Consider the following 11,774-nt stretch of genomic DNA (forward strand, 5'->3'; position numbering starts at 1 on the left):
CTGTTCCAACCGTGCAATCTGGCTATGACCAACAAGGAGTGAATCATGATCGACTTTTACACCGCCGCGACCCCCAATGGTTTCAAAGTGGCGATCGCCCTCGAAGAGCTGAGTTTGCCCTATCGGGTCATTCCTCTCGATCTTTCGGCGCTGGATCAGAAGAAGCCCGAGTTTCTCGCCATCAACCCAAATGGCCGTATTCCGGCTATCGTCGATCGGGATAACGACGATTTCGCCGTATTCGAGTCGGGGGCCATCCTCATCTATCTGGCGGAGAAAGCAGGCAAGTTGCTGCCCGCTGATCCCAAACGCCGCTCTCAGGCCATCCAGTGGTTGATGTTCCAGATGGGCGGGGTAGGACCCATGATGGGGCAGGCCAACGTCTTCTACCGCTACTTCCCCGAGAAGATCCCCGCCGCTATCGAACGCTACCAGAAGGAGGGGCGCCGCCTGTTCGAGGTGCTCGACAGCCATCTGGCCCATCATGAATATCTGGCGGACGAGTACAGCATCGCCGATATCGCCACCTGGCCCTGGGTGCGTATTTATGACTGGAGCGGTATCTCCATCGAGGGATTGCCCCATCTGCAAGCCTGGATGGATCGCATGGCAGAGAAGCCTGCCTGCCAGAAGGGGATCACCATACCGCCGCGTAAGGAGCAGCCCGATGAGCTGATCAAGCAGGCGCAACAGATGGTAACTCGTTGATTTTTAACTGCTGACGGGGCGAGACGCCCCGTAATATTAGAAAAACTAAGGCAAGCCGATTATAAAGATTCGTTCGTTTTTTGTGAGCATCATCACTATGATGCCCCCATACCACCAAACGTCCTGTGCGGTGGCTTGGCGGGCTCCCCGCCTACTGTTTCCAACACTGTTTTTGATTGCATCACAACCTCTGTGATCAGATTCCTCTGGGCCATTTTGTGCCAGAGGGGCGGCAGCATTTTTTCGATTTTTTGGGACTGATATGGATCGGCACAGTTTTTATCCGTTGTTTTTACTGACCATTCTGATGGTCGCTGTGGGCCAGATGACCCAGACCCTTTATGTTCCCTCCATTCCCATGATGGCGGGGGATTTCAATGTGGCCTCGGGCCAGTTGCAGGCGGTGATGGCCTGTTACCTGATCCCCTATGGCCTCTCCCAGTTTGTCTATGGGCCGTTGTCGGATCGCATCGGCCGTCGCCCGGTGCTGATCGTCGGCATGATGGTGTTTCTGGTGGGCACCCTGATCATTCAGGCCATCCCCCATTTTGCCGCCCTGCTGGTGGGCAGCTTTGTTCAAGGGCTGGGTACCGGTGCCGGTGGCGCCATGAGCCGTACCGTGATGCGCGATCGCTACAACGGCGCCGAGCTCAACCGAGCCAACAGTCTGGTGAGCATGGGGGTGATCTTCTCCCCGCTGCTGGCCCCGGTGCTGGGTGGCTGGCTGACCGAGCTGTTCAACTGGCGCGCCGGTTACTGGTTCCTGTTCGGTTTTGGTGCCGTAGCCACTCTGGCGATCATGGCCTGGTTTGGTGAGACGCTGCCTGCTGCTGCTCGTCAGCCGCTGCGCGTCGGTGCTGCCTATCGTCATGTGCTGGGCAACCCCAAGTTTCAGGGCAACCTGCTTTGCCTGATGGCGACCTTTGCCGGTTTGGCAGTGTTCGAGGCTGCGGCCGGTGTGCTGCTGGGCGATGTGCTGAAACTGAGCGCCCGTACCGTGAGCGTGCTGTTCGTGCTGCCGCTGCCCGGCTATCTGTTCGGGGCCTGGCTCTCTGCCAAGCTGAGCTTCCGTTTGACTCAGGGCAAGCTGATGCGTCTGGGGATCGCCTTTCTGGCGCTCGGCTCCCTCATCATTCTGGTGCCGGGGCTGTTCGGGGTGGTGAGTGCCGCCTCGCTGGTTGGTGGTGCGGCTGTCTACTTCATCGGTAGCGGTATTCTCTACCCGACCGCCACCTCCTGTGCCATCGAGCCCTTCCCGGGTCAGGCCGGCACCGCGGGGGCCATTCTCGGCGGGATGCAGAATCTGGGGGCCGGTGTGGTGACCCTGCTAGCGGCCGGTTTCCCGATGACCGGTCAGGTGACTCTGGGTGCCATCATGACCCTGATGGTGCTGATCGTGGCGCTGAGTTTTGTCTGGCTGCGCCACCACGGTTCTCCTCACGAGCAGATGGCCATCTAAATTTGCTTGCCAGTTGCAAAACAAAGCCCGCCTTTTGGCGGGCTTTGTCGTTATGGCTGTGTCCGTTTCACACCTTGTCCCATCGGGTTCTCCATTTATTGGGGGGGAAAGGTGTAAACCATATTCAGGACGGGACAGTTCGTTGATCATCAGGCAAAGAAAAAGCCCGTCACGCTGGTGACGGGCTTTTGCTGTTGGTACCCCGAGATGCCGTTGCCGGTTTGGGCCCTTGAACCGTCGGTTCAAGGCGGGGATCGGATCTGACCGCAGGCTTCTCGGTCGTGCCGAGCATGCGCAATAGCCAGAAGGCAGATCCCCTGTTTGGTATGAATATCGGCTCGGGGACTTGAACCGGCTGACAAACATCCCAGGGAATTTTAAAACGGTTTGCGATTAGGGCTGTTGCCCCTCTTCGCTGGAATCACCATATTGTCCGTGCTCGATCAGGGCCGCTTCGATGGTGCGCTGCAGCATCTTGATCCGCTTGTCCATGGTCTCAGAGTATTGGTGGTTCTTCTCTTTTTCAAGGCAGAGCTCATGACAGAAATTGAGCGCCGCCATGATAGCCAATTGCTCGTTGCTGGAGACTTTGGAGCGTTGACGCAGGTCGATCAACTTGTCGGTCAGCTGCTCGGCGGCCTGGCGCAGGGCATCCTGCTGTCCCAAGGGACAGGATACCTTGTAGGGACGTCCCAAAATGACGATTTCTACGGCCTCTGTGCTCATGCCTTCCTCAATACGGCGGAGCTGATTTCCGCCTTTATCCACGTGGACAACTGGGCGGGACTATATAGCGCAGATGCATAAGTTTCAAGGCCTTGCTGGCTCTGCAAGAGGGAGAATGCTAGGATCCTGACCATTAATTCTGCAAATTTGACTGAACTTTGAGCGGATCCTCGATGAGCAAAACGAACCCCCTTAAATATGCGGCAGTGGCCGACATCATGGAACAGCATGAGCTGATGGCCAGCGCAGTAGAAGCCCATGGTGTGATCTGCGGTCTGGTGTGTGGCGGCGTAGCACTGGACGACAAGAGTTGGCTGCCCCATTTCAACGATCTGGTGAACGACGGTTTCGGCCTGCCGGCCCCGGTGCGCCAGGTGATGACCGATCTTTATCACAATGTGGTCGAGAGCCTGATGGCCCAGAAGGGCGTCGAGCTGCTGCTGCCAAGTGATGATGCCCCCCTTGATGAGCGCATCGATTCGCTGGTGGATTGGTCACAGGCATTTCTGGCCGGTTTCGGCGTGGCGCAGCAGGAGCTCTCCCGCGCATCGGAAGAGCTGCAGGAGATGATCCAGGATATCGCCAGCATCACTCAGGTCTCCGCCGAGTTCGATCAGGAAGATGACGAGAACGAAGCCTCTTTCCTGGTGCTCTACGAACACGTCAAACTGGGTGTCATGATGGCCTTCGAAGAGTTTGGCAAGCGCCCCGATACCCCGAGCGCGCCGCCAACCCTTCATTGAGGTGCGGGTCAACGCGACCCTTACTGAATCTGCAAGAGCGCCTGATGGCGCTCTTTTTTTATTCCCTTGTGGTGGCTAACCCTGTGAGGCGCAACCGGTTTTTTGCCGGTGACCTCGCATTCGGCCAGCGGCTTTGTGATAGCATGAGGCCACCTTTTTCACTTCTTCCTCTCTGCTTATGTCTCAATCTGATGTGCGACAGGTCGATGTCACCCTGGTCGGCGGTGGAATGAGCGGTGCCGTGCTGGCCCTCTTGCTGGCAGCCCTGTTTCGATCCGATGGCTCCCCCCTCGAGATCCTGCTGCTGGAGGCAAGCGTCCCCGAACAGCACACCCATTCAGGGTTCGACGCCCGCGCCATTGCGCTCTCGGCCGGTACCTGTGATGCGCTGTTGCGACGCGGACTCTGGCCGCTGTTTGCCCCCCATTGCGCCCCCATTACCCAGATTCATGTTTCGGATCGGGGCCACTTCGGGCAGGCTCGCCTGTCGGCTGCCGAATACGGCCTGCCCGCGCTGGGCCAGGTGATCGAGCTTGCATCCGCCGGCAAGGAGCTGCAACGGGCGATGGCGGCCTCTCCCAATATCCGGGTCTGTTGTCCGGCCCGGGTGAGCGAGATTGTGCCCGATGAGGAGAAGGTGACCCTCACCCTCGAGAGCGGTGAACAGATTGAGACCCGCCTGCTGGTGGCGGCAGACGGCGGCAACTCCTTTGTGCGTCAGCACTTCAAGTTGCCGGTGACCCGCCACGACTTTGAGCAGCACGCCATTATCGCCACGGTCAAAACGGCGCAAGACCCTGAGGGACGGGCCTTCGAGCGTTTTACCGAAGGGGGGCCGCTGGCCCTGCTGCCGATGCAGGAGGGACTCTCCTCGCTGGTATGGAGCGTCGGGCAGCATGAGGTGGATGAGCTGATGGCCCTCGATGAGGCGGCGTTTCTTGCCCGTCTGCAGCAGGCCTTTGGCTGGCGGCTTGGTCGCTTCGAGCGATGCGGTGTGCGTCACGTCTATCCGCTCATTCTGACTGCCTGCGACTACCCGCTGGCCCAGCGCACCGTGCTGGTCGGTAATGCCGCCCACGCTCTGCATCCTATCGCCGGACAGGGCTTCAACCTCGGGATGCGGGATCTCGACCTGCTTACCGGCACCGTAGCCAAGGCGTTGGCAGAGGGGGAGGATATCGGCAGCTTCAAGGTACTGAGTGGCTACTGGCAGCAGCGTCAGCGCGATCAGGAGCAGACCGTCTGGCTCACCTCTTCGCTGGCCCAGCTCTTCTCCAATGGTCACGATCCGCTGGTGGCGGGGCGCAATCTGGCGCTCACCCTGATGGGGCGATTCCCGTGCCTCAAGGCGCCGCTTGCCTCGCGCACCCTGGGCTTTGTCGCCGATGTGTGCGGCAACTAGCCAGCACTTGTTGAGTGGAACCTGTTGACCGGAAGATGGTGACCGCCATTCGTTGATCAAAACCTATTGAATAGAGAGGTGATGCCTGCGGGCGTCCCCTCGCTGGCCAGCCGGTCAGCCCTGAAAGGATGAGATGATGCAGATGCAAAATGTGGATGTGGTGATTGTCGGTGGCGGCATGGTGGGGCTGGGGCTCGCAGCGGCCCTGAAACATAGCGCCCTCAAGGTGCTGGTGGTGGAGGGGCAACTGCCCGACCCGCAGCTGGGGGAGGTGGCCGATAACCGGGTCAGCGCCCTGAGTCTGGCCAGCCAGCAGATCCTGCGCCATGTTGGCGCCTGGGACGGCATTGAAGCGCGCCGCCTGCAGGCCTACGACAAGATGGCGGTGTGGGAGCAGGACAGTTTCGGCCATATCGACTTCGATGCCGCCAGCCTGCGTCAGGCCAACCTCGGCCACATCGTCGAGAATCGGGTGATCCAGCTGGCACTGCTCGAAGCCATTGAAGGTGCCAGCAATATCCAGCTGCTGACCCCCGCCAGAGCCAAGAGCCTGCAGAGCGGCCCGGCGGGCGCCCTGCTGCTCCTTGAAGATGGTCAGGCCATCTCGGCCAAACTGGTGGTGGCTGCCGATGGCGCCCACTCCTGGGTGCGCCGTCAGGCCGATATCCCGCTCACCAGCTGGGATTACGGTCACCACGCCCTGGTGGCGACGGTGCGCTGCGCCGAACCCCATGAAGCTGTTGCTCGCCAGATCTTCACCCCGGATGGCCCGCTCGCATTTTTGCCGCTGTGGAAGGAGAACCTCTGTTCCATCGTCTGGTCGCTGCCTGCGGCCCGTGCCGAGGCGCTCTGCACCTGTGACGACGAGCAGTTCAACCGCCAGCTCACCACCGCCTTCGATGCCCGCCTTGGTCTGTGCAAGGTGGAGGGGCCGCGCAGCGCCATTCCGCTCACTGCCCGCTATGCCCGCGACTTTGCCCGTGAGCGGCTGGTGCTGGTGGGGGATGCCGCCCATACCATCCACCCGCTGGCGGGGCAGGGGGTCAATCTCGGCCTGCTGGATGCTGCCGCGCTGGCGGAGCAGATCTTGCAAAATCATGCTGCGGGCGAGGATATCGGCCTGCTCGGCAACCTGCGCAGCTACGAGCGCTGGCGCAAGAGCGAAGCGGCTCGCATGCTGGCTGCGATGGAGGGACTCAAGCGGCTGTTCAGCGGGGCCAACCCGCTCAAGAAGCTGGTGCGGGGCGTGGGATTGCGCGCGGCCAATCTGCTGACGCCCTTCAAGGAGGGGGTGATCCGCGCCGCCATGGGATTGGAGGGAGAGTTGCCCGCATTGGCCCGTCCTGACTGGGCTGTTGCTGCGACCAAGGGCAGTGCCATGCAGGCCAAGGGTGAAAAAAACTAATATTACTCGCCGTTTTTGACAACAAAAGTAATCCGACAAGGCTGATGACCCGTTTTGGGTGTCAGCCTTTAATTTTGCTCTGGAGCGAAACGTTTTTCTGCAAATTGTGACGAAACGGTAAAAATCAAAATTTAATCTCGCCTGAGTCGGCTTATGGCTGTTTTTATCACTGCATTTATCTTAGTGTCTGGAGTCGGTTTTACGGGAGGGGATTAGTTTTTTTTGAGCGGCACGCTCGCCTGCTTGTCATATAATCCGCTCCGTTCAAGGAATCCCTCTTGCCTGGCAAGGGCAGGAGCGAGCACACACTTTTGGATCCGGTCGCTTTTTGCTGTACGTAGTGCAGTCAGAGCGGTGGCGCGGGTCGCAAGGGTGGTCGCCAAAGCGAAAAGGCTTTTTGCTAAGGAAAGAATGCGATGATCCAGACTACTGTACTGCATCCCAAACACCTGGAAGCCGGCGCCAAGATGGTGGACTTCCACGGTTGGGAAATGCCCATCAACTATGGCTCCCAGCTGGAAGAGCACCACGCGGTGCGCAGCGATGCCGGTATGTTCGATGTCTCCCACATGACCATCGTCGATTTGACCGGCGAACGGGTCAAAGCCTTTCTGCAACACCTGCTGGCCAACGACGTGGCCAAACTCACTGCCCCCGGCAAGGCCCTCTACAGCGGCATGCTCAATCCGGAAGGCGGCGTCATCGATGACCTCATCACCTATTACCTGACCGATACCTTCTACCGGCTGGTGGTCAACTCCGCTACCCGCGAGAAGGATCTGGCCTGGATCCGCCATCACGCCATCGATTTCGATATCACAGTGACCGAGCGTCCCGAGCTTGCGATGATTGCGGTGCAAGGCCCCAACGCCAAGGTCAAGGCTGCTGCTGTGCTGAGCGCCGCTCAGCGTACCGCCGTGGTGGGGATGAAACCCTTCTTCGGCGTGCAGGCTGGCGATCTCTTTATCGCCACTACCGGTTACACCGGCGAAGATGGTTATGAAATCGTGGTGCCGCAAGAGAAAGCCTGCGAGCTGTGGCAGGCACTGCTGGATAACGGCGTGGCACCCTGCGGCCTCGGAGCCCGCGATACCCTGCGCCTCGAGGCGGGGATGAACCTCTACGGTCAGGATATGGATGAGTCAATCTCTCCACTCGCCGCCAACATGGCCTGGACCATCGCCTGGGAGCCGAGCGATCGCAACTTCATCGGCCGCGACGTGCTGGAAGCACAGAAAGCGGCGGGCAATCAGCCCAAGCTGGTGGGTCTGGTGATGGAAGAGAAAGGGGTGCTGCGTGCCGGTATGCCCGTTACCTTCACCGCGGCAAACGGTGAGAAGCGGGAAGGTGTGATCACCTCCGGCTCTTTCTCCCCCACCCTGGGCTACAGTATTGCCCTGGCGCGGGTGCCCCGCGATATCGGTGAGCTGGCCGAGGTGGAGATCCGCAAGAAGCTGGTCACCGTGAAGGTCACCAAGCCCGCTTTCGTCCGTAACGGCCAGAAGCTGGTTTAATACCGTCTTGGGGGAGGGTAGTGCCTCCCTCATCGCTTTTCATATTCGTTTTTAAACGCGACTCAAAGATCAAAGGAAGCACAAATGAGCCATATCCCGAGCGAACTGAAATATGCCACTTCCCACGAGTGGATCCGTGTTGAAGCCAACGGTGAGGCCGTGGTCGGTATCACCGAACACGCCCAGGAGCTGCTGGGTGACATGGTGTTTGTCGAGCTGCCGGAAGTGGGCAAGCAGGTCAGTGCCGGTGACGACTGCGCCGTGGCCGAATCGGTCAAGGCGGCCTCCGACATCTACAGCCCGGTGAGCGGCGAGATCATTGCCGTCAACGACGAGCTGGAAGGGAGCCCCGAGCTGGTCAACTCCGACCCCTACAGCGCTGGCTGGCTGTTCCGCATCAAGCTCGATGACGAGAGCGAGCTGGCCAACCTGCTGGATGCCGAAGGCTACCAGAACGTGGTGGACGAAGAGTAATGCCCCCGGGCCCTGCCAATACAGCAGGGCCCCTTTGTATGACCGCCAGCCGGGCAAGCACCGGCCGGTGGAAGGGTGACGTCGCCCGCGCTTGCCGTTTGCCAGCCTGGGAGCCTAGGGGGTAAACGGGCCGGTTCGCAACAAGGCGATCCCCTCTCGATGCTGCCGCAGCATCCGGTGACGCACCCTCTCTGCGGGACCCAGAACATGAGTGGAGTCGGTATCAGCCGACGATCAGGAACATCAGGTCTTGGTTATCAGGATGTCATGCCAGGACTTATTTATCAGGAAATAGGGAAATGACCCAGTCACTGTTTGAACTTGAGCAAAAAACCGATTTTGTCCGCCGCCATATCGGCCCGGGCGAGGAAGAGCTGCGCCAGCTGCTGGCGACCGTCGGGGCCGAAAGCCTGGACGATCTGATTGCCCAGACCGTGCCCGCCGCCATTCGCCTGCCGGGTCCGCTGGGGATCGGTGCCGGCATGACCGAAGTGGAGGCGCTGGCCAAGCTCAAGGGTTATGCCGCCCAGAACAAGATTGCCAAGAGCTACATCGGCATGGGTTATCACGATACCCATGTGCCCCACGTCATTTTGCGCAATGTGCTGGAAAATCCGGGCTGGTATACCGCCTACACCCCCTACCAGCCCGAGCTGGCGCAGGGCCGTCTCGAAGCCCTGCTCAACTTCCAGCAGCTGACGCTGGATCTCACCGGCATGGATCTGGCGAGTGCCTCCCTGCTGGATGAAGCGACCGCCGCCGCCGAGGCGATGGCGCTGGCCAAGCGGATGGCCAAGTCCAAATCCAACCTCTTCTTCGTGGCCGATGACGTGCACCCGCAGGTGATCGACGTGGTCAAGGAGCGTGCGGTTCACTTTGGTTTTGACGTGGCGGTTGGCGCCGCCAGCGATGCCGTGAGCGAAGAGGTGTTTGGTGCCCTGTTCCAGTACCCCACCACCACAGGTGAGGTGAAAGATCTGCGTGCCCTGATTGCCGCGGTACAGGCCCAGAAAGGGCTGGCCTGCGTCAGCGCCGATCTGCTCTCCTTGCTGCTGCTCAAATCCCCGGGTGAGCTGGGTGCCGACGTGGTGTTGGGCTCCGCCCAGCGCTTTGGCGTGCCCATGGGTTACGGTGGCCCCCACGCCGCCTTCTTCGCCACCCGCGATGCCTACAAGCGCTCCATGCCGGGCCGCATCATCGGTGTCTCCAAGGATGCCCGTGGCAAGGCCGCGCTGCGTATGGCGATGCAGACCCGCGAGCAGCATATCCGCCGCGAGAAGGCCAACTCCAACATCTGTACCGCACAGGTGCTGCTGGCCAATATGGCGAGCTTCTACGCCGTTTACCACGGCCCGGTAGGGCTGAAAACCATCGCCTCCCGCGTGCACCGTCTCACTACCATTCTGGCGCTTGGCCTCAAGGCCAAGGGGGTGGCCCTCAAGCATGCAAGCTGGTTCGATACCCTGAGCGTGCAAACTGCTGACAAGGCCGCGCTGATTGCCAAAGCCGAAGGGCTCGGCATCAACCTGCGCGCGGATCTCGACGGTGCGGTGGGGGTGTCCCTCTCTGAAACCACCACCCGCGGCGATGTGGCCGAGCTGTTTGATCTGTTCCTCGGCCAAGGTCACGGGCTCGATATCGAGGCCCTCGACAAGGCGGCTCAGGCCCATCACGCCATCCCGCAGGATCTGCTGCGCACCGATGCCGTGCTGACCCACGAGGTGTTCAACAAGTACCATTCCGAAACCGAGATGCTGCGTTATATCCACCGTCTCGAAGCAAAAGATCTGGCGCTTAACTACGCCATGATTTCGCTCGGCTCCTGCACCATGAAGCTCAACGCCACCGCCGAGATGATCCCGGTCACCTGGCCTGAGTTTGGCAAGCTGCACCCGTTCGCTCCGCTGGCACAGGCCAAGGGCTACCAGCTGCTGCTGGCTGACCTCGAAAACTGGCTGGTGAAGGTGACCGGTTACGATGCGGTCTGCATGCAGCCCAACTCAGGTGCTCAGGGGGAGTACGCGGGTCTGCTCGCCATCAAGAAATATCACGAGTCTCGTGGTGAAGGGCATCGTGACATCTGCCTCATTCCGGCTTCTGCCCACGGCACCAACCCGGCCTCTGCCCAGATGGCGGGGCTCAAGGTGATCGTCACCGCCTGTGACAAGTCCGGCAACGTGGATCTCGACGACCTGCGGGCCAAGGCGGCCGAGGCGGGGGATCAACTCTCCTGTCTGATGGTGACCTACCCCTCCACCCACGGGGTGTATGAGGAGACCATCAAGGAGGTGTGCGACATCGTTCACCAGCACGGTGGTCAGGTCTATCTGGACGGTGCCAACATGAACGCGCAAGTCGGGTTGACTGCGCCGGGCTTTATCGGGGCAGACGTCTCTCACCTCAACCTGCACAAGACCTTCGCCATTCCTCACGGCGGTGGCGGCCCGGGCATGGGCCCCATCGGCGTGAAGAAACATCTGGCACCGTTCGTGGCTGGTCATGCCGTGGTCAAGACCGACAAGGAGAGCCGTGACAATGGCGCCGTGTCGGCGGCACCATTCGGTTCGGCCAGCATCCTGCCCATCAGCTGGATGTATATCGCCATGCTGGGTGACGAGGGGCTGAAGAGATCCACTCAGGTCGCCATCCTCAACGCCAACTATCTGGCCAAGAAGCTGGGTGAATCCTTCCCGGTGCTCTACTCCGGCCGCAACGGTCGGGTGGCCCACGAGTGCATCCTGGATATCCGTCCGCTCAAGGAGGCTTCCGGCATCAGCGAGATGGACGTGGCCAAGCGGCTGATGGACTACGGCTTCCACGCACCGACCATGAGTTTCCCGGTAGCGGGCACCCTGATGGTCGAGCCGACCGAATCGGAATCCAAGCGCGAGCTGGATCGCTTCGTCGAGGCGATGACGTCCATCCGCGCCGAGATTGCCAAGGTGCAGGAGGGGCAGTGGAGCCTCGCCGACAACCCGCTGGTCCATGCGCCGCACACCCAGGATGACGTGATGGATACAGAGTGGTCCCGTGGCTACAGCCGCGCCGAGGCGGTCTTCCCGTCCGACTCCGTGCGCGCCAGCAAACTGTGGCCCTCGGTCAACCGCATCGACGACGTCTACGGCGATCGCAACCTGTTCTGCTCCTGTATCCCGACTGAGGATTACGCCAAGTAAGTGGCGTTTAGGAGCTACAGTTAAGCCTTATAAACAACAGGGCCACCCAGACGGGTGGCCCTTTTTATATGTCTGTCCCGTCCTGAATATGGTTTACACCTTTCCCCCCAATAAATGGAGAGCCCGATGGGACAAGGTGTGAAACGGACACAGCGCGATTACTCGCT

General features: G+C 60.3%; 9 protein-coding genes and 1 other RNA gene. 8 read left to right on the plus strand and 2 right to left on the minus strand.

Going from position 1 to position 11,774, the window contains the following annotated elements:
* Window positions 1-45 precede the first annotated feature (45 nt).
* Both AB5Y85_RS09655 and emrD read left to right on the plus strand, forming a co-directional pair.
* Entirely contained in the window at window positions 46-708 is a 663-nt protein-coding gene (locus AB5Y85_RS09655; RefSeq protein WP_257688010.1) for a glutathione S-transferase family protein, read from the plus strand.
* A 262-nt stretch (window positions 709-970) separates the two neighbouring features.
* Complete coding sequence (gene emrD, locus AB5Y85_RS09660; protein WP_100645563.1) at window positions 971-2,167, plus strand: multidrug efflux MFS transporter EmrD; 1,197 nt, start codon at window positions 971-973, stop codon at window positions 2,165-2,167.
* Window positions 2,168-2,362: 195 nt separating this feature from the next.
* On the opposite strand, the gene ssrS is transcribed toward emrD, so the two are convergent.
* Window positions 2,363-2,544, minus strand: a non-coding RNA gene (gene ssrS / locus AB5Y85_RS09665) — 6S RNA.
* Between the two features lie 16 nt (window positions 2,545-2,560).
* On the minus strand, window positions 2,561-2,893 hold the full coding sequence (gene zapA, locus AB5Y85_RS09670) for a cell division protein ZapA (RefSeq protein WP_005333910.1): 333 nt from the start codon (window positions 2,891-2,893) through the stop codon (window positions 2,561-2,563).
* A 173-nt stretch (window positions 2,894-3,066) separates the two neighbouring features.
* On the opposite strand from zapA, the gene AB5Y85_RS09675 reads away from it, so the two are divergent.
* The 6 genes from AB5Y85_RS09675 to gcvP all read left to right on the plus strand — a co-directional run bounded on the left by AB5Y85_RS09675 (window position 3,067) and on the right by gcvP (window position 11,607).
* On the plus strand, window positions 3,067-3,636 hold the full coding sequence (locus AB5Y85_RS09675) for a UPF0149 family protein (RefSeq protein ID WP_047440418.1): 570 nt from the start codon (window positions 3,067-3,069) through the stop codon (window positions 3,634-3,636).
* Window positions 3,637-3,814: 178 nt separating this feature from the next.
* The gene (gene ubiH, locus AB5Y85_RS09680; protein ID WP_368221351.1) at window positions 3,815-5,038 is read left to right on the plus strand and encodes a 2-octaprenyl-6-methoxyphenyl hydroxylase; all 1,224 of its coding nucleotides are present in this window, start codon (window positions 3,815-3,817) and stop codon (window positions 5,036-5,038) included.
* A gap of 136 nt (window positions 5,039-5,174) precedes the next feature.
* Window positions 5,175-6,443 carry an FAD-dependent 2-octaprenylphenol hydroxylase gene (locus tag AB5Y85_RS09685; RefSeq protein WP_368221353.1) on the plus strand — a complete coding sequence of 423 codons (1,269 nt, stop codon included), beginning with the start codon at window positions 5,175-5,177 and terminating at the stop codon, window positions 6,441-6,443.
* A 416-nt stretch (window positions 6,444-6,859) separates the two neighbouring features.
* Window positions 6,860-7,957 carry a glycine cleavage system aminomethyltransferase GcvT gene (gene gcvT / locus AB5Y85_RS09690; RefSeq protein ID WP_058056652.1) on the plus strand — a complete coding sequence of 366 codons (1,098 nt, stop codon included), beginning with the start codon at window positions 6,860-6,862 and terminating at the stop codon, window positions 7,955-7,957.
* A gap of 84 nt (window positions 7,958-8,041) precedes the next feature.
* Entirely contained in the window at window positions 8,042-8,431 is a 390-nt protein-coding gene (gcvH, locus tag AB5Y85_RS09695; protein WP_042060204.1) for a glycine cleavage system protein GcvH, read from the plus strand.
* Window positions 8,432-8,730: 299 nt separating this feature from the next.
* The gene (gene gcvP, locus AB5Y85_RS09700; RefSeq protein WP_368221352.1) at window positions 8,731-11,607 is read left to right on the plus strand and encodes an aminomethyl-transferring glycine dehydrogenase; all 2,877 of its coding nucleotides are present in this window, start codon (window positions 8,731-8,733) and stop codon (window positions 11,605-11,607) included.
* Window positions 11,608-11,774: the final 167 nt, after the last annotated feature.

It is taken from the genome of Aeromonas sp. R3-1, from assembly GCF_040908345.1.
Lineage (GTDB): Bacteria > Pseudomonadota > Gammaproteobacteria > Enterobacterales > Aeromonadaceae > Aeromonas > Aeromonas veronii.

Excerpts from the sequence above, each read along its gene's own strand:
- AB5Y85_RS09655 (WP_257688010.1), top strand. The coding sequence starts at position 46 with ATGATCGACTTTTACACCGCCGCGACCCCCAATGGTTTCAAAGTGGCG.
- emrD (WP_100645563.1), top strand. The coding sequence starts at position 971 with ATGGATCGGCACAGTTTTTATCCGTTGTTTTTACTGACCATTCTGATG.
- zapA (WP_005333910.1), bottom strand. The coding sequence starts at position 2,893 with ATGAGCACAGAGGCCGTAGAAATCGTCATTTTGGGACGTCCCTACAAG.
- AB5Y85_RS09675 (WP_047440418.1), top strand. The coding sequence starts at position 3,067 with ATGAGCAAAACGAACCCCCTTAAATATGCGGCAGTGGCCGACATCATG.
- ubiH (WP_368221351.1), top strand. The coding sequence starts at position 3,815 with ATGTCTCAATCTGATGTGCGACAGGTCGATGTCACCCTGGTCGGCGGT.
- AB5Y85_RS09685 (WP_368221353.1), top strand. The coding sequence starts at position 5,175 with ATGCAGATGCAAAATGTGGATGTGGTGATTGTCGGTGGCGGCATGGTG.
- gcvT (WP_058056652.1), top strand. The coding sequence starts at position 6,860 with ATGATCCAGACTACTGTACTGCATCCCAAACACCTGGAAGCCGGCGCC.
- gcvH (WP_042060204.1), top strand. The coding sequence starts at position 8,042 with ATGAGCCATATCCCGAGCGAACTGAAATATGCCACTTCCCACGAGTGG.
- gcvP (WP_368221352.1), top strand. The coding sequence starts at position 8,731 with ATGACCCAGTCACTGTTTGAACTTGAGCAAAAAACCGATTTTGTCCGC.